The sequence below is a fragment of the Bacillus sp. N5-665 genome, from assembly GCF_022637375.2.
Classification (GTDB): Bacteria; Bacillota; Bacilli; order Bacillales; family Bacillaceae_G; genus Bacillus_A; species Bacillus_A wiedmannii.
Genome location: NZ_CP093325.1, coordinates 4,829,674 through 4,855,009 on the forward strand (window position 1 = coordinate 4,829,674; position 25,336 = coordinate 4,855,009).

Consider the following 25,336-nt stretch of genomic DNA (forward strand, 5'->3'; position numbering starts at 1 on the left):
AAACCTTCTTGCTAATGCAAGAAGGTTTCTTTTTAGACTAATTTATTTCTGTATAATGATACGTAAAAGACTGTCATTTGAACAAAAAGCATGAAAAATAAAATATATAACGGATATCCAGGAATATATAAATTAGCTACAGGAGAAAGTGTTAAAAATCCAATAGCAATAACTACTCCGTACCAGAATGAAATAAATGTTGTTCGGCACGCCTTTTGCGTGATTTCTTTTTCCCGCTCATCTGTCTGTGGAAATAATAACGGGTACATCCAATAAGAAAGTGCTTTATGTTTCTTCTTTTGAACTTTATAAAAAATCGTCGTTATAATAGCTACAATTGTTAACATTCCTAATGGTATCATATTGATTGTTACTTCAAATGGCAATTTCTCAGTTTCAATAATATTTGCCAGCTCTATCCAAGCATAATAGAGTTCAATAAATGCCCAACAAGCAATCACAAATCTCAGCACATTTACAATATAAGAAACAGCAATTTTATTCATCATTCTCCCCCTCCTTATTTAAAACAAACACATCTTCCATCTTTAACTGAAATACATCGCAAATCGTAAGTGCTAATAACAGTGAAGGGACATAATCCCCTTTTTCAATTGCCGCGATTGTTTGTCTTGTCACTCCAACCTTTTCTGCTAATACACTTTGCGAAAAATTAAACCGAGCTCTTAATTCCTTCACTCTATTTAAAATGGTCAAATTTACCACCTCTCACCGTCATTGTATGCTATCCTTAACAAAATGTAAACTCAACTTAACATTATAATTACAAAAAAATCCAACTTTACATATTGTAAAGTTGGATTACATGTTAATTTAAAATTGTAAGCTTAACATTTTTTCTGCCCCATTTACTAGATGAAGCTTTATCTGGCATTAAAACATCAATTTTGTGACCTTTAATCGCGCCACCAGTATCTGCTGCAATTGCTTCTCCGTATCCTTCAACATATACGCGAGAACCTAATGGGATAACAGATGGGTCCACTGCAATTAATTTCATTCCTGGGTTTGCAGTTAGGTTATAGCCTCCCCATGCAGAATATACTTGTTGACCTGGTGCATAGCCATTTTCACCTGGATCTGCTGTATAAGCTGTTGCATGTACATAGATTTCTCTTCCACCAGCAGCTGGTTTAGATGGTTGTGCAGGTTCTACACTTGAATTATTATTTTTAGTTTGAGCTGGCTTACTAGCTTGCTCTTGCTCTTGCTTTTGCTTTTGTTTTTCAGCAACATCTGCCTGTGCCTTAGCTAAAGCTTCTTGCTCAGCTTTTGCAGCTGCCTCTGCTTTTGCACGCTCTTCTGCTGCAATTCTTGCTGCTTCTTGCTCACGAGCAATTGTTTCTTGTACTGCCTTCATATTTGACTCAATTTTAGCTTTTTCTTCTGCTGCTAAATTAAGTTGGCTTGCAACCTGATTATATTTAGCTTGAACTGTTTGTAAGTTATCTTGACGCTTTTTCAAGTTATCCTGCAACTCAGCTTGTGCTTTTGCTAATTTTTGTTTGTCTACTACTAAAGATGCTTCTTTTTCATCAATTGTTTTCTTATCCTCTTCAATTTGACGAAGATCTTGTTCTTGTAGACGTAAAATTTCTTTATCAGCTTCTAAAATAGTAGAAACTGCGTTCATACGTTGTAAGAAATCTGCAAAGTTTTTTGACTCTACTACAACTTCCACTACTAAACTTGTATTTGAACTGTTTTGAACAGAAACCATACGTTTTCTCATAATATCCTTACGAGCAAGGACTTTATCCTCTAAAACGACAATTTCATTCTTTTTTTGCTCAATCTGCTTATGTGTTTCATCAATTTTACGTTGAATAGCAGCTTGATCCTCTTTATTTTTTGCAATTGTATTATTTAAATTATGTAGTTCGTTTTCGATACCTTTAATTTCTTTACTAACAGCTTGCTTCTCTTGCTCTTTCTTTTGCATATCTGCATCGTTTTGCTGCAATTGCTGTTGCATGTTGTTAAGTTTCTCGTCGTTTGACTCTGCTTTTACAGCGACTGTACTAGAAAGACCGATAATTCCTGCTAATACTAGACTACTGATTCGCTTAAAATAGTTCATAATCCGACTCCCTTCTTATACAGTTATACATGATTTATTTTACAGTTTGTTTACAATACCATTAAATACAGTTTATTTTTCATGACGAAAAAAAGGGAATTATGCATAAAATGTAATAGATTCTTAAATATTTAACAATTCCTATATTTAAAAATTATAAAAGATGCTAAAATCCAAATATAGAGAAAATATAACTTCTAAAGGCGGTTGAAATAAATATATGTTTACTCAAAAAAAATCACTTCTACATAAAATTGATCAATTAGAAAATCGTATACAAGAACTAGAAGCAGAATTAAAACAAAAAGATACTGAAAAACAAGTGATCATTTCTTCTATTCACGACCGTGTGCAAAACGTCGTTCAAGAGCATCAACTTGTAAATAATCAACACCATACACTTCAAAATTTAGTTCAACAATTAAACTCATGTTTCGAAAATGTTTCAACGCGTACTACACATTCCAATGAATTGAATAACGAAATGTTACAAAAAGAACAAAGCTTAATTCAATCTATTGAAGAAATTATTGACTGTTCTAATGAAGGAAAAGAATCTGTTCACCGTTTACTTATTGTAATTAACAAATTAGGTGAACAATCTCAGCGTACGTCTAACAGTATGAATCATTTAAGTGAACGTTCAAAAGAAATCGAGCAAATTGTAGAAGTCATTCAAAACATTGCAGCACAAACGAATTTACTTGCTTTAAATGCGAGTATTGAAGCTGCGCGCGCTGGAGAGCACGGTAAAGGATTCGCTGTCGTTGCTAATGAAGTAAGAAAGCTAGCGGAAAGTACAGCGGAAAGTACAAAAAACATCGGCAACTTAACGAAAAAAATTCAAGAAGAAATTGAAAAAGCATACGATAACACAAAAGATAATTTACATTTAGTCGATGAAGGTGTAGAAATGAGTGCCGATACAAACGCTAGAATTGAAAATATTTTAATTATGATTCAAACGTTACAAAATGGTGCTACAAATGTTATTAAAGCTATCGAAAACCAAAAATCTTGTAATGATGATATATTACGAGAATTCGCTAATACACAACAAATGTTCCAAAAATTAAATACTACTATTATGAACCACATTCATGATGCCGAAAAAGTCGATGTTCAATTGACTAAAGGTCTTCAAGAAACAACGGCTTCTCATTAATAATAAAAACCCCTTATAGCGCGCTATAAGGGGTTTTTATTATATTTCGAATATTTATTTCTTCTCAATATTCATCCGTATCTTTGTTATAATGAACAAGTTGTTTCTTTCGACTAATAAACAAGGAGGTTTTTATGGAACAATTTCATTACATTTTAAAATATTTAATTCTTGGTCTGTTCCAAGGACTAACAGAACCAATTCCGATTTCTTCAAGCGGTCACCTCGTTTTAGCACAGCATTTGCTAGGACTAAAAATAGAAGGGTTTAGCTTCGAACTACTTGTTAATTCAGCTTCATTATTAGCTGTATTACTTATTTATAGAAATGATTTAATTCGTCTAACGAAGAATGGTCTATCTTATATATTCACAAGAGCAGAAGACGCAAAATCAGATTTCTTCTTTATTATTTATCTTGTTATTGCGACCATTCCAGCAGGTGTTATTGGTGTTTTATTTAAAGATTACATCGATCAGTACTTAAAAGGTGTGCAGATGGTTGGGATTTCCCTCCTTATTACTGCTGTCGGCCTTTGGATTATTAGAAACTTGCGTGGGCGTAAAAATGATGGCGACCTTTCTATGAAAGATGCAATCATCGTCGGATTAGCACAAGCTTGCGCACTAATTCCTGGAATAAGCCGATCAGGTGCAACAATCGTAGCAGCGATGTTACTTGGTATGAAGCAAGAAACAGCTCTTCGTTTCTCATTCTTACTATATATCCCTGTTAGCTTAGGTGGTTTATTACTAAGTATTACAGACATTGCAAAAGATCCAAATCTAGACACATTATTCGTACCATATGTCGTTGCATTTATCGCAACATTTATCATGACGTATATTTCTTTAAAATGGTTTATGAACATTATGGCAAAAGGAAATTTAAAATATTTCTCTTTCTATTGCATTATCGTAGGTGTACTTACTCTTATTTTCTTATAAAGTTCAACTTACAAATCGAAAAACGAGTCATTCTATTAAACTAGGATGACTCGCTTTTTTATATCTTTATAATGATAAAACCCCTCTTACCTTTCTGTACAGTAAGAGGGGCCCCCTTTTATGCGTATACTTTCTTTTCTTGACAATACAAACGAATAACATGTTTATTTTGTTGAAATACATCATGCGTTAGGCGGATAATAATAAAATTTCGTTTTGTTTGATCATCATGAACAAAAATCTGTTCTCCCTCCTGAAAACGCCATGCACTTTCAAAAGTTCTAATATGATCCCCACTTACAGAAAAAAGCTCATATCGCATATCTTGTACCCTCTCTCAACTTATAATAATCACAATATCCTTATATTAAATTTAGTGTAACTTAATCCCGTTTAAATTTGAAATTTTTTCTATTTCGAAATATTTTAATTTTGTTTTTAGGCTCTTTTAACGTTATAATGATAAACGAATTTTCAATGAAAGGAGCTTCATTTTGACTGCATATTTATTTCCAGTAAAAACAGCATTTATTTTATTTCCTATTTTAGCAATGTTTCTCTTAATACCTTTTTTAATATTTAACTACCGAAAGTATGGTTATTTAAATAAATGGCGTTCATTTATTTTATACTCATTATTACTTTACTTATTAAATGCCTATTTTCTTGTGATTTTGCCGTTACCACAAACATATGATACTTGTAGCCTACAACCGGCTAATACGCAACATATGCAACTATCACCATTTTATTTCATACAAGAAATTAGTAATCATACCTCGGCAATTTTAACGAAACCAGCTACTTATTTCTACCTATTAAAAGAATCTGCGTTTTTACAAGTAGCATTTAACGTTCTATTAACCGTTCCATTTGGTATTTACTTACGTTATTATTTCCGACGTAGTTTCTTACAAACAATTTGTATTTCTTTTTGTCTTTCACTCTTTTTCGAGCTAACACAAGTGACTGGACTATACGGTATATATAATTGTGCCTACCGCTTATTTGATATAGACGATCTGTTTTTAAATACATTAGGCGGCGTAATTGGCTTTATCATTGCACCAATATTTACGTACTTCCTTCCGAAAGCAAACGAATTAGATAGTCATATTGATTTGGAAACAAAACCAGTCGGATTCGTTCGTCGTTTTATCGCGATGCAAATTGATTGGATTTTCTTATCTATCGTTGTACCTGTCATTAAAAACAAAGGAAATTCCTTCTTTGTTTCTAATATTCAATCTTACACGAACATATACGAACTCATTTTCATAACGTGTTCGATCTTTATTTACTTTATTATCATTCCATACTTTACGAATGGAAAGACAATTGGTAAAGCATTGCTTCGTATTTACGTGAAAGGGAAATCAGATCGTATTACGTTGAAGGAACTATTCATCCGTTACGGTATATTCTATTTCGTTTTAGGTGGAATCAATTATATTCTTTCTAGTAGCTCTATCTTAAATCTTAAAGAGCCTTTAGTATTAGTAGTTATATTATTATTCCAACTCGTAATTAACGGTCTATTTATTATTCATGTTTTATTACATGTATTTAGTCGTGATAAGTTACTATTTTACGAGCGAATTAGTCAAACAAGAAATGCAATCATACTAAAAAAAGCTGACAAGTAATACTTTGTCAGCTTTTTTTCATAATCGTAAATAATTTTTCTGTGTAAGGGTTTGAAAACATTTCTGCTTCATCTAATAACTTCCTCACCTTTAGAAACGAATGCAATTCTGGATATATATTTTGTAATTTTTCGTACGTTAACGTATGCATTTTTCCCCAATGCGGGCGTCCCTCATACTTTAGAAAAATTTTCTCCACCTCACCAAAATAAGCAGCATACTTCATACCTTTATACATATGAACAGCTATATACGCTGAATCTCTTCCATACGCTGGACTGAGCCATATGTCATCCCTTTTCACATAACGGCATTCAATTGGGAAGTGCACTTTATACTTTTTCTTTTCAATAAGGCTTGAAATTTCTTCTACAACGGTCCGCATATACTTTGAAGGAACGCTATACTCCATTTCATAAAATGGAACCGCACGCGATGTAGCAAACACTTCATAACTCGGGCCGATTATTTTTGTATTCGGTACAGCTTTAGCCGATAATCGACTTACTCCTTTACTTATAGAAGGAAACCATTTACATCCTTTAGATAACAAAGAAAACATCTTATTTTCAAGCAACTCTACCTTTAGTTTATGCCATTTCAAATCACTTTTTTTACCCGTTGTTTCGTTTGTAAATTTCACTTGTACTTCATCTGAATAAGGAAAAACAAAAAACTCAAAATGGCGATTCTTCTTATATTCTTCTAATTTGTTCATTACAGTAGATAGTGACTGTTTTTCACTTTCATACACAAGTGAATACGCCCTGATAACTTTCAATTTTATTTTTACAATGATACCTAGCATCCCAAGCGACAACTGAAAGGCTCTCCAATATTCCACATTCACAGTTTCCGAACAAACTATACTCTCACCTGTAGATAAAACTGCGGTAATCTCTATAACTTGTGTTGATAAACTCCCAAAGGTAACACCCGTCCCATGAGTTCCCGTACTAATCGCTCCTGCAATAGATTGCGAATCAATATCCCCTAAATTTTCTTGTGCATAACCTTTTTCTTCAAGTAACTTTCCTAGGTCATATAGCTTTGTTCCTGCCCATACTTCAACGGTCATCTTCTCCGCATCAATATTCACAATGCCCTTCAATTCATCTAAAGAAACTAAAATTTCTTCCGTTTGCACAAGAGGTGTAAACGAGTGCCCTGAACCGACAACACGAATTTTCTTCTCCTTTTTTCGCGCAAGCCCTACAACTTCTACTACATCTTGTATACTTTCTGGATACATCGTATAATGCGGCGTTCCTTCTACATTCCCTGTCCAATTTCTCCATTTTTGCCCCTTTATAGAAAGCATTGACCATCCCCCCGATATGTTGAATACTCCCCAACAATCTCTCCTTCTTTCACACGATATAAAAAAGGAAACCGCTCACTTAATTCTCCAGCTTTACTATGGCGAAACAAGATAGAATCTCCTATCTCTACTTGTTCCTCGCCGTTATAAAAAATCGGTGTTTGTACCTCGCCAGCACCTTCTAAAGCTAACAATTTTGCACCATTTGGCCTCCAAACCTCAGGTTCTTTATCTTTCCCAATTGCGCCTGAGGCAATATATCCACCGCCTAGACAAGTGTAAATAAACGGGGCTGATTTCCGCACAACTGGTAAGGCAAATCCGACAGCTGGATGAAATTTGACCTCTTTATAATAATCAAACAGTTTCGGAGCGTAAAAAGCAGAACCTATTGTAATCTCTGAAACTGAATTATCTTGCTCAGTTGTTTTTATACTTCCTGTGCCTCCCCCATTTACAAACCTTAGTTCAATACCTAGGTTTTGTATTTCTTTTACGATATGTCCTCTTCTTTCTTTAACTTCTAACACTGACTTCTTCTTTAAATACGAAATCACTTTACTTTTCACTCTTTGATTCGGTATGTGATCTCCTACCCCAGCAATTTGAGCTTCATATCCCATTACACCATCTAGTATTAAAAATGATGATTCTTTCACCCTTTTTACTATTTTCAAAGCACCTTGCACATCTTTTACCGGTGATCTGTTTACCCCAAAATGAAATTGAAAAAAACGACTACTCATATCAATATCCAAACAAACACGAAAACACCCTTTAGACTCCTCAGCAATTTTTTCTAGATAAACAATATGGTCTTCACAATCCACCATACAAGTTATAATGAGGCCTTGCTTTGTTAGCAAACTTATTTCATGTAAAGCCCTTTTATCATAAGCAGGATATCCGAGCAATAAATCATTGAATCCTTGTTCAATTAAAAACAAAGCCTCTCTAGGTGAAAAACACATAATACCTTGAAATCGATCATTTGTAGCTAAAATCTTTTGCATAACTGGAACAGAACGTAACGATTTACTCGCTATACGAATCTTCTTATTCCCACTTAATTCTATAATCGATTGAATATTTCTATCTAAAGCCACTTCATCCAAAAATGCACACGGTAATGGAACCTCTTTAAAAATTCCTCGATCCACATTTTTCTCTCCTCTTCTCTATATGTCTTATACATATTGGAAAGAAAGTTTAAATTTCCTCTACAAAATAAAAAAGTTTCTTCCTATTTAAGAAGAAACTTTTTTAGGACTATTTCATAGAAATAGTTGCCTCTATTGGATAATGATCAGAATAATCATCATACGTATATTTTTTGAGCCATGATGTAACAGACCACTTTGGAGATTTCGGTTGTAATACTTTATTCTCTATAAATGATGGATTCGCATGATCTTTACTTGCAATAATATAATCTAAATGTTCAGCAGATGCATCTGGATAATTGTATTTCGCAATACTGTTTGTCGTCGCATCCCAAGTTGCTGTATGTCCTGTATAAGATGGAATAGAAGCGTGCAATGTTTTAAACATAGATGCGTACTCTGAGTCACTATTGTTCTCTGCATTTATTTTATTCACGTTCATATCGCCACCAAATAGGACGTACTCGTCATTTGGTATATTCTTATTTTTTATAAAATCTTGAATTTCTTTTAGCTGGTTTGTACGTACAGATGCAGGTGAAGTTTTTCCGCACATACTATCTTCAGCCTGCAAATGCGTCCCAATTACATGAACGAAACGATCATTTTTCTTAATTTTCGTGTATACAAATCCTTTATTCGATAAATTATCTGGCCCGCATCCTTTTGCAAATACATATTGAATCTTTTCAACGATCGGCCATTTACTCACGATTGCAACGCCCCCATCTTCAGGAGTTGAAGATGAATAGCTACCTAACGTTTTATCCCATTCATTTCCGTTACTACGACCTAATACCGCTGTTTGATTTGGATATTCTTTCTTCAAATTCCCTAACAAACGATCTGATGCGCTATTATCAAACACTTCATTTAATATAACAACGTCTTGATTCTTTATATAATCTGCCGCCCCAATTAAATCAGCACGATCACTTTGTCCCCAGTTCGGATATAAATTTGTTGATAGCATATACACGTTATGCGTCATCACTTTCAAAGTATTATTTTGATTTGTAGATGTTTCTGCTTGAGCTGAAGATCCTACGTATAAAACTCCTAAACCAATCCCAAAGCTAAGTACACCTTTTAGCAGTTTTCCTTTCACGCTTCATACCTCCATGTATTAGTTATAAAAAGGCCAAATACTCTATTGTGAGATTTGACCTTTTTTTAATAATTAACGATCTCCGTACGTATCAAACCAAAGCTGAATGTATCCGGCAGTAACACGTTGTGCATCCATTAATCGCTTACCTGTCATTGGTGTAACTTCAGCGCGCCATTTATCTGCATATTCTTGTGATACAGCTGCTTTTACGAACCAATCTTTCGTATTATCATTTACAATGCCAGCGTAATCTTGTTTCGCTGCTACTGCCGCTCCGTGAATCCAATCTTCTGGATTTGTACCTTTCCAGTTCCAATATCCATTTCCATCCGTTACTTTATAATTATCTTTTATCGTATCTACAAAGTTTTCATATTTAGAATGGAATCCTTGTGGGTACGAAAGATTTGTAAAGTTTGCCGCATGCATCGGTTGGTTTACATCTCCTAAATAATGAAGAGATAATCCTAAATAAAAGAATGCTTGTTTCATATCTTTATTTTTATATGATTCACCAGCTAATTTAAAATATTTAGCGCCAGTTTCTTTTGCCTGCTTTGCAAATGGAATATATGTTTTTCCATTGTCTGGATCATAGAAATGTGAAGCAAATGTGCTATTATCATAATAAGGATTTTCATAGTCAGCAGCATAAATACCATTTTCTAATTCCGTACGCCATTCATTTAATTGTGCAACTCGATCTTGTTTTACAAGTGTTGTATTGCGAGACATAATATCAATGGCACGGTTTACAATCCATAAATGAGAGTTTACGCCTTCTTTATGTTTATCTTCAGCAGACCAGCGATGAACTATTTTTATTTTACTTCCTCCATCGTTTTCATGAGCAAATGCAACACTTTGTAACGGCGCTACTAATGTAATAGCTGCTGCTAAAGCAAGTACTTTCTTTTTCATCTGAAATCCTCCATTTTATAATTGAATTATTGTAAACTTTTTATTAGGATCCTATGATATCGTCCGGTTAACCTATGACTAGAATATCCCACCTTTCATGAAATTTCTATCAATAAATTAAAATATGCAAATGTTCATATCATTATAACTTTATACATAGTGAATATAATGAATGAATGCACTTATATTGTAATAAAGTATTGTTAATCTACTGCAAATGATTGTCTAAACTAATGTAAAAAAAGAGTAAAGCATCCACATGCTTTACTCTTTTTTTCTATTCGATAATATACTTGGCAGTTGTACATTAACTGCCAACTTATGAATAAATCCAAACACTAATCCAATCCCAATAAATATGTATAAGATTGTAAATATCTTTCCGAAATCAGTTTGCGGACTAAAATCCCCATCACCGACAGTCGTCAACGTGACCACACTAAAATATAAAGCGTCAAGAGGACGTAATCCTTCAACTGTACTATAAAAAATTGTACCAGATGTTAATGTTAAAAATGTTAATACGAATAATACTTGAAATTCTTTATCTTTCCACGCTCGTAAACAAGCTTTTAGCATCCGTTTCAATGTCAACATAAATGAAAGCATTAGACTACCCCTTCCAAACAAAATACCTGTAGTTAAAGGAAAGTCTATCACCTTTCTGTATAGAAAAAAAGTAGCCCTCTTCTATTTCTAGAAAAGGGCTACTTTTTACTATTCTCTATTATTTAGGTGAAACAAGAATTTTCACTTGTGTTTTATCTTTTACAAGTGCTTCAAATCCTTCTTCAACAACTTGATCTACTGTGATTTTTTTCGTAATTAATTTCTCTGCTTGAATTTGGCCAGAGCTAATTAATTTAATAACAGCTGGGAAGATATGACGGTATCCAAGAATACCGATAACTTCTTTTTCTTTTAGTACAAGGTTGTTTGGCGTAATTGTCGCATCTTTTTCCCACACACTAACAATTACAGTTTGTCCTTCAAAACTTGTACTTTCAATCGCTTGACGAAGTACTACTTCGACACCTGTTACTTCAAAGCTCACATTTACACCTAAACCACTTGTTAAGTTACGAATTTCTGCTAGTACATCTTGAGTAGCTGGATTTAATACATAATCCGCACCTGCTAATTTTGCTAACTCTTGACGTTCTTTAGAAAGTTCTACTGCAATAACAGGAGTTGCTCCTGCTGCTTTAGCTGCTTGAATGACAAGAAGTCCAATTGGACCACAACCAAATACTGCTACAGCTTCCCCTTCTTTTAATTTACTTTGACGTACTGCATGAACTGCTACCGCCGCTGGTTCTACAAGTGCACCTTGTTCATACGTCATTTCATCAGGAATATGGTGGACCATATCTTCTGGTACTACTGTATATTCAGAGAAACCGCCGCCTTCTCCGCCAAGACCGTGGAAAACAAGTTGTTCACAAACATTGTAATGTCCATGTTTACAAGCTTCACATTTACCACAAGAATAAATTGGTTCTACAACGACGCGATCTCCCACTTTATGAGAAGTAACGCCTTCACCGATTTCAACTACCTCACCACTAAACTCATGACCTAAAATAACCGGTGCTTTTACGTGTGTTAATGGGTGCTCTTCTGTTGGAATAAAAATAGGTCCTGCTAAATATTCATGCAAGTCTGTTCCGCAGATACCACACCATTTCACTTTAATCTTAACTGCTCCTGGTCTTACAGTTGGTTCTGGTACTTCTTCTACTCGTACATCGCGTTGATTATGCCAAAGTAATGCTTTCATTTTATACATCCCTCTCTACGTATATACTTAACCTGGTGAAGTTTACCAATCTATTATAATACTTCTATCCATATATTTCAAAAAAACAATCTCATTTCCACTAAATTTTAACAAATAACGTTCAATATTTTGTCACTTTGGACTTTTTTCCACATCTGTTAATGCTAATTTCATTGCGGTTGAAATTAGCATTATGCCATAATAGCAGAGGAGAGGTGAATATCGCTTGAAATATTTTATTTACTTTATTGTTATCGTAGCGTTTCTAGATACATTTTCACAATTACCTATTATGAGTACGTTCGCTCAAAGTCTTGGAGGATCTCCTCTTATTATTGGGCTAGTTGTCGGTATGTACTCATTCGCTAATATGATCGGTAATATTATTGCTGGCGCTGCTGTCGATAAATTTGGTGCAAAAAAAATACTTTATATAAGCATGGGACTTACGAGTTTCATAGTCTTGTTATACACCGTTGTTCAAAGTGGTGAACAACTATTAGTTGTGCGCTTTATGCACGGCTTTAGTGACGGATTTTTAATTCCTGCTGCTTTTACGTTTTTATCAAAACAAACAAATTCAGCAAGACAAGGTAAGGCAATGGCTCTATCTGGTGCTGCTGTTGGAACAGCGGCAATTGTAGGACCGGCTTTCAGTGGAATTATGAAAGCAACTGCTGGTATAGAGTGGGTGTTCATCACCATTTCTATTTTAATGGTCCTTGGTACAATCGTATCTCTATTCTTCTTACCAAATAACGTATCAAGAAAAGATACCTCAAGAACACAAATGATGAACAAAGAAGATATGATTGAACTATTGAAATCAGAACCGTTATTGCAAGCATATATTGGTGCTTTCACACTAATGTTCTCACAAGGAATTGTCACTTATATGCTACCAGTGAAAGTTGAGGCATTAGCGCTTAAAGCATCTACAACAGGCATGATGTTAAGTGTATTCGGAATTACCGCTATCCTCTTCTTCTTGCTACCAACAAACCGTATTTACGATCGATTTAATCGTTCAAAACTCATGCTAATTGGGATTGCAGTAATGGCATTCGCGTTATCTTTACTTGGATTATTCGCAACAAAAGGTATGCTCTTTATCGTTATGATGATTTATGGCATTGGATTCGCTATCCTTTTCCCATCGATAAATGCATTACTTGTTGAAAATACGACAGATGATAAGCGCGGAAAAGCATTCGGATTGTTTTATGCTTTCTTCTCATTAGGAGTTGTTTCTGGATCCTTTATAGTTGGTGCAATCGGGGCATCCCCTAGCGTCAGCTTCGTTATCGGAACTGCATTCTTATTAACATTCGCTGGAATGATTTATGTAAGAAGCAAAATAAAAAGTAAAGCAAACAGCAAAGTAAAAAAGACAATGATGGGTTAATTCCATCATTGTCTCTTTTATTGCCGTATATATTACTTTTGTGTATAGCCAAGTAACAATGTAAATAAGTTAAACTGTAAAGGCAACACTACATTTCTTCTTTTACAAAAAAAGTGTATAAATACCAACGATACTTCGACAATTTCCTCGGAAATATTTCCTTTCCCCACATAATTTGATACACTACATATGAACAGACCCTTGTATTACATAAGCTAAAATAATAACTTACTGTACAAATTGAAAAGCACACTCTTCATATGAAGAATGTGCTTTTATGTTATTAACGTTTAATCCAAACAGCGCCTGCCGATTTATCCTCTGCCTGTCCAACAACTTGGAATTTAAGTCCAAGGTTTGGAACTTTTCTTCCTGCATCTGCAATTTGTTTGTTACTATATACTTTTGAATCATCAAATGTTGTAACACCTTGTAATCCAGAATAGTTAAACTGTCCACGTGTTAATGAATTTGCACTCCATGCTGGTGTTTGATCAAATGAAAATGCAGCATCTGCAATTTGCATACCTGTATTACCGTAAGTTGGTCTTCCGTTTAAATTCCCAACAAATGCCTCTGGATGCGAATCCACAACGCCAAGGAATCCTTCACCTGGATGCACCCCAACCCAGTTATCTTTGAAGCTATCATCTGCATACCAAACGACAAGACCTGTATTATACACTGGACCTTTTCCTGCTTTTAATCCATTATCTGATCCCGCATAGTTTCTCCACTCTAAGTAGTAATAATGAGCTTTCTTTTCTGTCCCATCAGAAACAACAAAACCATTTAAATTCATTTTAGCCTGTCCTTCTGTATCATCAGAAAATACAACTTGTCCATCAACAGTTACATTTACATTATCCATCGCGAAACCTTTATATGTTACAGCCGGATCTGTAATATAATCGAATTGCAGTTTCACTTTTTCCCCTTTAAATTGACTTAAATCATATGATTTATCCATCCATTTTCCATCTGTTGTATCTTTATCTTCTTGGACTACTTTTTCTCCAAGTCTATCAATTAACGTTTTCGTTCCATCTTCTGTTACTGCATGCACTTCGACAAAATCGCACTCTGCTTCTAACTCATAATTTGCTTTATAATCGAATTTTGCATTTGTTCCTTTTGTTAAATCAAAGAATGGTGTCTCTAGTGTTGTATGCATATCATCTCCTCTTGTACTATAATATGCATGCTTTCCAAACTCCGGTTTAATCGTTTCAACACTCTTACCCGGTAAGTTAACACGTACAACGCCTGGACGATTGGATTTCGTAACACTTTGATCGATATATGTAGGAATTCCTACTCCACGCTTAATTTTATCGTAATCTACTTCTAAAATTTTTGCCCAGTTGCCGCCCATATTCTTTTGTAAGAAGTCTTTATTTTGTGGTGAGAAACTAGTTGGCTCTGTTCCTGCAATTTTCCCTGTCCAACTACCTCCACTCATTAATGACCACGCTTCGACAGGTGAACCAGTTCCAGTATATTTCGTGTCATATTCATCTGGTAAGCCAAGATCATGTCCAAATTCATGCGCAAATACACCTACTGCTCCATCTTCTGGTTCAATTGTATAATCATGCGCCGCTACTTTTCCACCAAAGTAATCTACCTTTGATTTTGTACCTTCAACCGCTACTGGATCTATTGCTAATTTTGAACGATGTGACCAAATTGCATCATCACCTAATTTACCGCCACCAGCTTCTTGACCAACGCCAGCATGGATTACCATTAAATGATCAATTACACCATCAGGTTCATTTTGATTTCCATCACCATTTGTATCATATCTATCGAATTGATCAAATTGAGATAAATCTAACCCTTTCTCAGCGGCTGCATGTAAAGCTTCTTTCACTAAATCACGTGCGCCTTTTGGTCCTTTATTATCGTGACCACTACTACCATCAGCACCGTAGTCAGACGCTTTTCCTGGAACAGTTAGCCATTCCGTTACATATCCATCTGTCGTATAACTTCCACCAGACTGCTCTTCATAATATTGTTTAAACGTTTTTACTTTCGAACCATCAAATAACGTGTACGGTTCATTACCAAATAACATTTTTTGATAATGCTCTCTACTAAAGTCATTCGAATACATATACCCTGGTGTTTGATCAATATTATTATGTTTATAATCACTAAATTCAACGAGTAATACTAATACTTTATCAGTTCGAACAGACCCTTTATATGGCGCTTGCTTTGCTTTAGAAGTTGGGACTTGTCCATTCAATTGTTTTTTATTTGGTTCTGGTTTTTGCTCAGGACTAACGTTTTTTTCAGGTTTTTTTACCTTTTCCTTTTCTTCCATTTTTTTCTCTTTTACTTTTTTCACAAAATCAGATGCCTCTTTAGCAGTATCCGCTGGTAGGATTTCTTTATTTGCCTGATCTCCTTGTTTCTTTTCAATATACTTTTCTACAGCTTTTTTCGTCTCTTCTTTAGAAGATGCTGGATTAATTGTTCCTCTTTCTTTCAACGCTTCCGCTAAACGATCTTCTTGAATTAAATTGTAATCAATTGGTGTTGTAGATACATTGTCTTTCTCTTTTGCTGGCGTTTCTGCGTATGCTAGCGGAGTACTCATTACAGATGTGCATCCGATAATTGCCGCAATTGCTAAAGATGATAACACTTTAAATGGCGCTTTTCTTCTCATTCTATTTCTCTCCTTTTATAAAACTTAAAATTCAGATAAATTAGTGCGTTTAAATCAAAATCCCTACTTTCTGCCCTCCCTATATAAAAAGGCATAATTCTATAAACGTTAAGCTTTCTGTTATAGAATCATGCCCCTCCAGTTTTCTGGTCAGAACCTCTACCTTTTTATGTCGAAATATGAAAAATAAAAAGTGATTTGATATATATTAAATAGCTTATATAACAAATTTAAAAGACAATATGCAAAATTGCATGAAAATTCTTTCAAACAAAAAAGAACCCTAGTCAATTAAACTAGGATTCTCGATTTTCTATTATTTCTCTTGTGTTTTTTCCCAATCAGCTAAGAATTTCTCAATTCCTTGATCTGTTAATGGATGTTTCACTAATGAAGCAATTACGTTTGCTGGGATTGTTGCAATATGTGAACCGTTTAATGCTGCTTCTGTTACGTGAACACTGTGACGTACAGATGCTGCAATGATTTCTGTTTCAATGCCGTGAATTGCAAAGATTTCTGCGATTTGGCGGATTAGGTCCATACCGTTATGACCGATATCGTCTAAGCGACCTAAGAATGGTGAAACGTATGTTGCACCAGCACGAGCTGCAAGTAATGCTTGAACTGCTGAGAATACTAATGTAACGTTTGTACGAATTCCTAAGTCAGAGAATGCTTTTACTGCTTTTAAACCTTCTGTTGTCATTGGAACTTTTACAACAACGTTTGGAGCAATTTTCGCTAATTCTTTTCCTTCTTCAATCATTTTATCAGCTTCTAAGCTAATTACTTCTGCGCTTACAGGTCCTTCTATAAAGCTGCAAATTTCACGAATACGCTCGTGGAAATCTACGCCTTCTTTTGCTACAAGTGATGGGTTTGTCGTTACTCCAGCTACTACGCCTAATGCATTTGCCTCTTTAATTTCATTAATGTTTGCTGTATCAATAAAGAATTTCATTTATTATTCTTCCTTCCTAATTTTCATTTTATATTTATTTATTTTTCTTAATAAGCTCTAATTCAATCGGAATAGATTTGTCCACTTTTTTACCTTGCGTGATCTCTTTTGCTGTTTGCATCGCCTTCTCTCCGATTAATTCCGGTTTTTGAGCAACTGTTGCAGCCATACGCCCATCTTTAACCGCTTTTACAGCATCTTCTGTTGCATCAAACCCAACAACGACTACATCCGTTTTTCCAGCAGACTTCAATGCTTCAAGTGCCCCTAATGCCATTTCGTCGTTATGCGCAAACACAGCTTTAATATCACCATTTGCTTGCAAAATGTTTTCCATAACAGATAATCCTTTAGCTCTATCAAAATCAGCCGCTTGTTTTGCAACTACTTTTAAAGACTTATCCGCTACGTTATGGAATCCTTTCCCACGCTCGCGAGCAGCAGAAGAGCCAGGGATTCCTTCTAATTCAGCAACGTTTGCTCCCCCGCCAACTAATTCACGAATGTAATCACTAGCCATTTGACCACCTTCAATATTATTAGAGGCAATGTGAGAAACAACTTTACCTGAATTTGCGACGCGGTCTACTGTAATAACAGGGACATTCGCTGCATTTGCCGCACTTACTGCTGAAGCAACAGCATCTGAATCGGTCGGATTAATAACAACTACATCGACACCTTTTTGAATTAAATCTTCAACATCGTTCGTTTGCTTTGCTGCATCATTTTGTGCATCAACAGCAATCAACTCGATGCCGCTATCTTTCGCTTTCTTTTCTGCACCCTTTTTCAAAGTTACAAAAAAAGGATTGTTTAAAGTTGAAACAGAGAATCCAACTTTAATAGTTTTATTTCGACCTTTATCGCTAGAATCCTTTGCCCATTCTGGTGGTTCCATTGAACAACCAGCAGTAATGACCATAATACATGCAACGAGTATAAGTAACCATTTCTTCATGAACTGTCCCTCCATTATGCTTCTTTTCGACGATCAATTAATACAGCTAGTAAGATTACAAGTCCTTTTACAACTTGTTGGAAGAAAGAAGATACACCTAATAAATTTAAACCGTTATTTAGTACACCGATAATTAGTACACCGATGAATGTACCAACAATCCATCCTCTTCCCCCAGAAAGACTTGTTCCACCTAATACAACTGCTGCAATTGCATCTAATTCGTAAGAAGTACCTGCAGTTGGCTGTGCAGAATCTAGTCGTGATGTTAAGACAATACCTGCAAGCGCTGCCAAAATTCCGGAAAGACCGTAAATCATTACTTTAATTCTCGTAACATTAATACCTGATAGTGCTGCTGCTTCTTCATTTCCACCAATTGCAAATGTACGGCGACCAAATGTCGTTTTCTTCAAAATGAAGTACAGTACTGCGAAAGCGACCATCATTGTAACAGCTGGTACCGGAATACCGAGAAAATAACCGCGGCCAAACATTTGGAACATTAAATGATCACCAAGACCAGTGATCGGACGTCCGTCCATATAAACAAGCGTCAACCCGCGAAAAATAGTCATTGTTGCTAAAGTTGCAATAAATGGAGCTACTTTTCCCTTCGCTATGATGATACCGTTTACAATCCCCATTACAAGACCAGCTAATAATCCAACTGCCATCGCAAGGAACGGGTCCATGCCACTTGCCATCATTCCAGCAACAAGTGCACTTGATAATGCTAAAATAGAACCTACCGATAAGTCAATACCCCCTGTTAAAATTACAAAGGTCATTCCGAATGCAATAAGCGCATTAATCGATACTTGACGCAGTATATTAAATAAATTTGGAATCTCAATAAATGCTGGATTTAAAGCTGTAATTACGACGATAATTAATACTAAACCGATTAAAGAACCGAGTTGTTGTAATACATTCCCCTTCTTAGCCATCCTTACTCTCCCCCTGTAGCTAGTGCCATAATAGACTCTTGTGATGCCTCATCTTTCTCTAAAATGCCGCCGACTTTTCCTTCATGAATAACAAGAACGCGATCACTCATTCCTAAAACTTCTGGAAGCTCAGATGATACCATAATAACGGCATCTCCTTGCTCAGTAAGCTTATTCATAATAGAGTAAATTTCTTTTTTCGCTCCAACATCTACACCCCTTGTTGGCTCATCTAAAATGAGTAGCTGCGGGTGGATACCTAGCCATTTTGCAATAACAACCTTTTGCTGATTTCCACCAGAAAGAGATTTCACCGCTTGCTCTCCACTAGCTGCTTTCACATTAAGAAGTTTCATCATATCCGCTGTAAACTGTTGTTCTAGTTCGTTACTTAAGACACTTCCCTTTGAAAGACTTTCTAAATTCGGTAAAGCTAAATTTTCTCGAATTGAGAAATCTAAAACTAACCCTTCAGATTTTCTATCCTCTGTAATAAAAGCTATTCTTTGTCTAATCGCATCTATCGGACTATCAATCTTTACTTCTTGTCCATTTATAAAAATTTGGCCAAAATCTAAAGGTTCGTATCCAAATATCGCTTTCATAATATCTGTACGGCCAGCTCCCATCAAGCCAGCAACACCAAGGATTTCACCTTTTCTCACTTGAAACGAAATATTTTCAAACTTCCCTTTTTTCGTTCCGTTACGCATCTCAAAAATGACATCGCCAATTTGACTATTTCGCTCTGGGTAACGTTCACCAATGCTGCGCCCCACCATCATACTCACTACTTCATCAAATGATGTTTCCGGAATAAGTCTCTTTCCTACGTATTCCCCATCACGTAAAATCGTAATGGCATCACATATTGAAAAAATTTCTTCCATTCGGTGTGAGATATAAACGAACGAAACGCCTTCTTTACGTAATTTATTAATGACAGTAAACAACGTTTCAATTTCACGATCTGTTAATGCAGCTGTAGGTTCATCCATAATAATAACGCTCGCGTTTGTCATTAACGCTTTCGCAATTTCGATAATTTGCTGTTGTCCAACCGATAACTCTCCTGCCAACATAGCGCCTTTTACATGTAACCCTAACTCCGCTAGTTGCTGCTGCGCAATCGCGTTCATTTGACGCGTTCGTAAAACACCTGTCTTCCCATACATTAACTCTTTACCGAGAAACATATTTTCAGCTACTGTTAAGTTCGATAATATGTTCAATTCTTGATGTATAAATGCAATACCATACTCTTCAGCTTCTTTCGCATTTTTAAAAGTTCGTTCTTGTCCATCAATCGTGACTGTTCCACCATCTTTTTTGTATACACCTGTTAAAATCTTCATGAGCGTTGATTTACCCGCTCCATTTTCCCCCATCAATGCATGGACTTCCCCTGTTTCAATCTTAAACTGTGCATTCTTCAAAACAGGATTGCCATTGAACGCCTTTGAAATATTTTTCATTTCAATACGCATTCCCATCACTTCCTTTTATTAAAAAATCACGCCTGCATGTAAAATTACATTGGCATAAGGAGTAGCCTCTCCTGTACGAATAATCGCCTTCGCTTTCTTCGTGTGCTCTTTAAATTGTTCATGCGATACATATTCAAACGCTGGCTCTATTAATTTCAGCTCGATCTCTTTATTTACTTCCGCATTATTGTTAATGACTTCTTCTGCTAACGTTACTTTTTCAATTGCCATATCATCGGCTACCACTTGCAATACGTCTAAAAAGCTAGGTTTTCCAATCTCAACTGCTAAATCAATTCGTTTTACTCCGTCAGGAATTGGTAACCCGCAGTCTGCGATTACAATTGTATCTGTATGCCCAAGTGAAGCAAGGACTGATGCAATCTCACTGTTTAATACACCGTGCTTTTTCATCCGACAATCACCTGCACTTCACGTACTCTATCTCTCGTTGGTATTCCGCCCTGTGCTCCAAGTTTCGTTACAGAAAGGCCACCAGCAATATTCGCAAAACGAATTGCTTTTTGAAGTGTTTCTCCTTCAGAAAGCGCAACCGCTAATGCACCATTGAATGTATCACCAGCTCCAGTCGTATCTACTACATCAACAGCGATGCTAGGAACATGTACAATCTCCGTACCATTATGGAAACGAACACCTTTAGAACCTTCTGTCATCAATAGTTTATTTGGATATTTAGCCAGTAAATCTTCAATTGGTGATGTGAAATCATCTAATACGATGCGACACTCATGTTCATTTGGTGTAATATAAGTTGCCTTTTCTAAAATATCTTCTGATAATACTTGTGCTGGCGCTGGATTTAACATAACTGGAATATTATGCGCTTCACAAATAGCCAATACATATTTTACTGTTTCAAGTGGAATCTCTAGTTGAAGAACAACCATATCTGCTTTTATAAGAAGATCTTTTGAACGATCTACAACCGACTCATTTACAAGAGCATTCGCCCCTTGCACGACAACAATACTGTTATCCTCTTCTGCTAAAACGATATGAGCAATTCCTGTCGACGCATCTGTAACCGGTACCACATAGTCGATAAAAACGCGTTCGTTCTCTAAATTGTTCTTAACTACAGTTCCATAATTATCGTTTCCTACCGCTCCAACCATCGCTACATTTGCGCCTAATCTAGCTGCAGCAACCGCTTGGTTGGCTCCTTTCCCTCCCGGGATTGTATGAAATGCTTCACCAATTACTGTTTCTCCTGCTTTCGGACGTTTTTTTGAAATAGCCACTAAATCCATTGAAATACTACCTACTACTGCAATATTTGGCATCTGTTTCATCTCCTTACTTCGTTGTATTTCGTTCTATAATTTCAATCGGTAAACGATAGTGTTTCTCTTCTAATACGTTTCCTTCCATCTGCTCTAACAACAGCTCTGTTGCAATTTTCCCCATTTCATAAATTGGCTGTGCAACAGTTGTAATAGATGGATACATCATTTCTGTTAAAGAAATTCCATCGAATCCGATAATTTGTAAATTATCCGGAATAGAAATCCCCTTTTGAAGTGCAGCCTTTACAATACCTATTGCAATTAAATCATTTCCAGCAACAATTCCATCAATATGTGGGTATTCTTCTAATAATTCCACCGCTACACGCTCACTATTAGCTGGATCAAATGTACTCTCTGCAATCATATAAGAAAGATTATTTTGCGTAATAACGTCTACAAAACCTTCAAAACGTTCATTAGCCGTGCTTACGTCACGCGGTCCGCGAATATGCGCAATATGTTTACAGCCTTTATCTATTAATAACTTTGTCGCAGCCTGACTCCCTGCATAGTTATCTGCATATACAGTAGGAATACGCTCATTAAACATACGGTCAATTGCAACAACTGGAACAGACAACTTCATGTAATTAACACTATTTTGTGGATTTGTTGCTACAATAAATCCATCCACATTATTTTGCCTAAGTACATCAATATATTGCTTTTCTTTCTCTAAACTCTCATCAGAGTTACAAAGGACAACTGTGTATCCCTGCTTATGCGCTACATCTTCTACGGCACGTGCAACTTCTGGAAAGAATGGATTCACGATATTTGGAACAACTAAGCCAATTAAACGAGATTTTTTATTATACAATGAACGCGCTACTGTACTAGGTTTATAATCTAGCATCTCAATTGCTCGCTCTACTTTCTTTAATGTATCTTCATGAACATATCCATTTTTATTTAACACTCTGGAAACGGTCGCAACAGATACTCCCGCTAATTTTGCAACGTCTTTAATCGTACTCATTCTCTTTCCTCTCCATTTCATGTAACCGTTTACAGAAAATAATATAACGTATTTCTAGAAATACGTCAATCATTTCTCACAAAAAAGCTTTTAAGGTTATACTCAAAAAAGCACCGCCATAAGGCGATGCTTTTTCATTACGAATATGATACAGTTTGTTCTTTTTCCTGTGCAGAAGGCTCTTCAGCGTCTTTTTTACGATCTGATAGTTTAATCTTCTGTAAGAAAATCGTAAAGATAGCACCCACTACAATGAATACTAATCCTGTTAGGAATACAGTATGAAGTGAGTCTACTAAGGAGTTTTTCAAAATTGGTACAATGCTGTTAGCGAATGCTTCTGGCATTTGTTTTAATGCTTCTGGACTAAATAGCATCGAATATAAACCTTGTGGGTCTGTATGAATCATATCTTTAAATTTCGTTACCATTTGTCCCGCTTCTTTCGGGAACGTATCTAATACAGGTACTAATTTATTTGTTAATGTTGTACCTGAAGTGTTATTCATGATTGACCCTAAAATTGTAATACCAAATGTTCCACCGATTTGACGGAAGAACTGACTTGATGATGTTACGACTCCAAGATCTTTTTTCGGGAAACTTTCTTGTAACGCTAATGTTAATGTCGGCATAACAAGACCCATTCCTAAACCGATAATACTCATATAAAAAGTAGCAGTAAGTTTAGTCGTGTGCATATCCATCGTTGTTAATAACCAGAAACCACCAGCCATAATAAGCATCCCTGTAATAATTTGTGGTTTCACACCAACTTTTAATACAAGTTGACCACCGATAATACTCATAACAATCATTGTAATCATCATCGGTGTCATGATTGTTCCTGATTCAGCAGCACTTACTCCTACAATTCCTTGCATGAAGAATGGTACGAACATAATCGCACCGAACATTCCGATACTCATAAAGAAACCAATCGCATTCAGTATTGTAAACGTGCGATTTTTAAAGAAATGCATCGGTAAAATTGGTTCTTCTGCTTTCGTTTCAACGATAACAAAGCTAACAATACCAATTAGAGCTAATGCAAATAAACCGATAATTTGCCAAGAACCCCATGCATAATCTTTTCCGCCAAACGTTAATGCAAGTAATAAACTTACAACACCGAGAATCATCGTAAAGATTCCAGCGATATCAATTTTGATCGGTCCTGTTTGTTTATGTGACTTTAATCCCATTGCAATAAAGATTGTTGCTAAAATACCAACTGGTAAGTTAATGTAGAATACCCATCTCCAGTTCACTGCGTCTACAATCCAGCCACCCACTTGTGGTCCAATTACAGAAGCAAGACCGTATAACGCACCAAAAATACCTTGCCATTTCGCACGTTCTTTTCCCGTAAACATATCTCCGATAATAATCATAGCCATTGGCATCATAATACCGCCACCAAGACCTTGAATACCACGGAAAATAATTAATTCTGTCATACCATTTGCCATACCACATAACGCCGAACCAACCATAAAGATAACTAGTCCCGTAATATATACGTTACGACGGCCAAGTAAATCCGCTAATTTACCTGCAATTGGTACAACTGTCGTTGATGTTAACATATAAGCTGTTGTTAACCACGTCATTAAGCTTAATCCGCCTAGTTCACCGACGATACGCGGCATTGCTGTACCAACGATTGTTCCATCTAATGCAGCAAATAGCATCGCGATTATTAAACCGATTAACAGCAACTTTCTATTTATGTTTTCTTGTTGCTCCATGTAATCTCCTCAATTCCTCTTAGTTATTCTCTTTTTTCTCTTGTGTCCCGCAAATAATTGTTTCTAACTTCTCAAAGAGGCGTAACAAATCTTCTCTTTCTTGTAATTCTAAATGTGAGAAATATTTTGCAATATGCTCATTACGAGCGGTCATTGCCTCTTCTACTCTAGCTTTCCCCTTTTTTGTTAACTCAATGATGACAACACGACGGTCATCTTTGTCGTGATAGCGTTCTACAAGCTCTTGGTCAATTAGGCGATCAATCATCACTGTAATTGCACTAGGCTTTACATACATCTTTTTTGCTAATTTTGTAGCTCTTGAAGCACCGTAATGATCTAAAATCTTTAAAATATAAAACTGCGGTGGTGTAAGTCCTGTTGCTTGCATTTGTTCTAATAACTCCGTCTGCATTTTCTTTCCAATCGAAAAGGCAAGAGCTTGAATTTTATCGATATGCGTCATATCATTTGGCATGTTATCCACCTCTTATTTAAGCAATAAAATATTTAACGTATTTAAATATTAATACCACGAACAAAATCCGTCAACACTTTTTATTTATAAAAACGTTTACATTCCTGTCACAAAGTTGTATAATTTTCGACGAAGTTAATATTGACAGTCACGGAGAATCGGAGTATACGGCTATGAATCATAAAAAAGGAAACTTTTTTATATTTCATG

The 25,336-nt window shown here is 35.7% G+C and carries 23 protein-coding genes and 1 pseudogene; 4 read left to right on the top strand and 20 right to left on the bottom strand.

The features are described from left to right. Positions 1–32: 32 nt before the first annotated feature. From MNO09_RS27495 to MNO09_RS27505, 3 genes are all read right to left on the bottom strand, one after another. Positions 33–506 (bottom strand): hypothetical protein, encoded by a 474-nt coding sequence (locus MNO09_RS27495; protein WP_033657839.1) that lies wholly within the window; start codon positions 504–506, stop codon positions 33–35. Next, the gene (locus tag MNO09_RS27500; RefSeq protein ID WP_000154013.1) at positions 499–717 is read right to left on the bottom strand and encodes a helix-turn-helix transcriptional regulator; all 219 of its coding nucleotides are present in this window, start codon (positions 715–717) and stop codon (positions 499–501) included. Before MNO09_RS27500 ends, MNO09_RS27495 begins: the two co-directional genes overlap by 8 nt. Before the next feature lie 112 nt (positions 718–829). Further along, positions 830–2,101, bottom strand: coding sequence for a 3D domain-containing protein (locus MNO09_RS27505; protein ID WP_001105794.1), 1,272 nt, complete (start codon positions 2,099–2,101; stop codon positions 830–832). Positions 2,102–2,747: 646 nt separating this feature from the next. On the opposite strand from MNO09_RS27505, the pseudogene MNO09_RS31115 reads away from it, so the two are divergent. Next, a pseudogene (locus MNO09_RS31115) lies at positions 2,748–3,266 on the top strand (methyl-accepting chemotaxis protein); the annotation flags it as partial. Between the two features lie 134 nt (positions 3,267–3,400). Continuing rightward, a complete protein-coding gene (locus tag MNO09_RS27515) occupies positions 3,401–4,213 on the top strand; it encodes an undecaprenyl-diphosphate phosphatase (protein WP_000434545.1) in 813 nt (270 codons plus the stop codon). Between the two features lie 118 nt (positions 4,214–4,331). Here the strand turns inward: MNO09_RS27515 and MNO09_RS27520 are convergent, their stop codons facing one another. Then, entirely contained in the window at positions 4,332–4,535 is a 204-nt protein-coding gene (locus MNO09_RS27520; protein WP_001268325.1) for a hypothetical protein, read from the bottom strand. A 172-nt stretch (positions 4,536–4,707) separates the two neighbouring features. Between MNO09_RS27520 and MNO09_RS27525 the strand changes: the two genes are divergently transcribed. Continuing rightward, positions 4,708–5,859, top strand: coding sequence for a VanZ family protein (locus MNO09_RS27525; RefSeq protein WP_000128049.1), 1,152 nt, complete (start codon positions 4,708–4,710; stop codon positions 5,857–5,859). A 7-nt stretch (positions 5,860–5,866) separates the two neighbouring features. Here MNO09_RS27525 and MNO09_RS27530 read toward each other — a convergent pair whose 3' ends face one another. From MNO09_RS27530 to bdhA, 6 genes are all read right to left on the bottom strand, one after another. Beyond that, a complete protein-coding gene (locus tag MNO09_RS27530; RefSeq protein WP_000948938.1) occupies positions 5,867–7,180 on the bottom strand; it encodes a D-arabinono-1,4-lactone oxidase in 1,314 nt (437 codons plus the stop codon). Next, positions 7,168–8,340 carry an amino acid deaminase/aldolase gene (locus MNO09_RS27535; protein ID WP_000373764.1) on the bottom strand — a complete coding sequence of 391 codons (1,173 nt, stop codon included), beginning with the start codon at positions 8,338–8,340 and terminating at the stop codon, positions 7,168–7,170. Before MNO09_RS27535 ends, MNO09_RS27530 begins: the two co-directional genes overlap by 13 nt. Positions 8,341–8,449: 109 nt before the next feature. Continuing rightward, positions 8,450–9,451 carry a sphingomyelinase C gene (gene sph, locus MNO09_RS27540; protein ID WP_000676780.1) on the bottom strand — a complete coding sequence of 334 codons (1,002 nt, stop codon included), beginning with the start codon at positions 9,449–9,451 and terminating at the stop codon, positions 8,450–8,452. Positions 9,452–9,523: 72 nt separating this feature from the next. Next, positions 9,524–10,375, bottom strand: a complete 852-nt coding sequence (cerA, locus tag MNO09_RS27545) for a phospholipase CerA (protein WP_000731006.1) — start codon at positions 10,373–10,375, stop codon at positions 9,524–9,526. Between the two features lie 264 nt (positions 10,376–10,639). Further along, a complete protein-coding gene (locus MNO09_RS27550; protein ID WP_000948235.1) occupies positions 10,640–10,984 on the bottom strand; it encodes a potassium channel family protein in 345 nt (114 codons plus the stop codon). A 118-nt stretch (positions 10,985–11,102) separates the two neighbouring features. Continuing rightward, a complete protein-coding gene (bdhA, locus tag MNO09_RS27555; RefSeq protein WP_000645835.1) occupies positions 11,103–12,155 on the bottom strand; it encodes a (R,R)-butanediol dehydrogenase in 1,053 nt (350 codons plus the stop codon). Positions 12,156–12,381: 226 nt separating this feature from the next. Here bdhA and MNO09_RS27560 point away from each other — a divergent pair, with 226 nt between their 5' ends. Next, on the top strand, positions 12,382–13,560 hold the full coding sequence (locus MNO09_RS27560; protein WP_000873252.1) for an MFS transporter: 1,179 nt from the start codon (positions 12,382–12,384) through the stop codon (positions 13,558–13,560). A gap of 283 nt (positions 13,561–13,843) precedes the next feature. Here the strand turns inward: MNO09_RS27560 and inhA2 are convergent, their stop codons facing one another. The 10 genes from inhA2 to MNO09_RS27610 form a co-directional block, all read right to left on the bottom strand. Further along, positions 13,844–16,243 (bottom strand): M6 family metalloprotease immune inhibitor InhA2, encoded by a 2,400-nt coding sequence (inhA2, locus tag MNO09_RS27565; protein WP_001252996.1) that lies wholly within the window; start codon positions 16,241–16,243, stop codon positions 13,844–13,846. Between the two features lie 316 nt (positions 16,244–16,559). After that, positions 16,560–17,207 carry a fructose-6-phosphate aldolase gene (fsa, locus tag MNO09_RS27570; RefSeq protein WP_000667669.1) on the bottom strand — a complete coding sequence of 216 codons (648 nt, stop codon included), beginning with the start codon at positions 17,205–17,207 and terminating at the stop codon, positions 16,560–16,562. Between the two features lie 34 nt (positions 17,208–17,241). Beyond that, the gene (rbsB, locus tag MNO09_RS27575) at positions 17,242–18,168 is read right to left on the bottom strand and encodes a ribose ABC transporter substrate-binding protein RbsB (RefSeq protein WP_000758981.1); all 927 of its coding nucleotides are present in this window, start codon (positions 18,166–18,168) and stop codon (positions 17,242–17,244) included. A 14-nt stretch (positions 18,169–18,182) separates the two neighbouring features. Then, a complete protein-coding gene (locus MNO09_RS27580) occupies positions 18,183–19,118 on the bottom strand; it encodes an ABC transporter permease subunit (RefSeq protein ID WP_001074645.1) in 936 nt (311 codons plus the stop codon). Between the two features lie 2 nt (positions 19,119–19,120). After that, positions 19,121–20,605 carry a ribose ABC transporter ATP-binding protein RbsA gene (gene rbsA / locus MNO09_RS27585; protein ID WP_001217676.1) on the bottom strand — a complete coding sequence of 495 codons (1,485 nt, stop codon included), beginning with the start codon at positions 20,603–20,605 and terminating at the stop codon, positions 19,121–19,123. 18 nt (positions 20,606–20,623) lie between these two features. After that, a complete protein-coding gene (gene rbsD, locus MNO09_RS27590; protein ID WP_000716160.1) occupies positions 20,624–21,019 on the bottom strand; it encodes a D-ribose pyranase in 396 nt (131 codons plus the stop codon). After that, entirely contained in the window at positions 21,016–21,912 is an 897-nt protein-coding gene (gene rbsK, locus MNO09_RS27595) for a ribokinase (RefSeq protein WP_088106827.1), read from the bottom strand. Before rbsK ends, rbsD begins: the two co-directional genes overlap by 4 nt. 13 nt (positions 21,913–21,925) lie before the next feature. Continuing rightward, on the bottom strand, positions 21,926–22,897 hold the full coding sequence (gene rbsR / locus MNO09_RS27600) for a ribose operon transcriptional repressor RbsR (protein ID WP_000104028.1): 972 nt from the start codon (positions 22,895–22,897) through the stop codon (positions 21,926–21,928). A 137-nt stretch (positions 22,898–23,034) separates the two neighbouring features. Beyond that, positions 23,035–24,648 carry an MDR family MFS transporter gene (locus MNO09_RS27605; RefSeq protein ID WP_000437637.1) on the bottom strand — a complete coding sequence of 538 codons (1,614 nt, stop codon included), beginning with the start codon at positions 24,646–24,648 and terminating at the stop codon, positions 23,035–23,037. Between the two features lie 19 nt (positions 24,649–24,667). Further along, positions 24,668–25,126, bottom strand: coding sequence for a MarR family winged helix-turn-helix transcriptional regulator (locus tag MNO09_RS27610; RefSeq protein WP_001132358.1), 459 nt, complete (start codon positions 25,124–25,126; stop codon positions 24,668–24,670). Positions 25,127–25,336 lie beyond the last annotated feature (210 nt).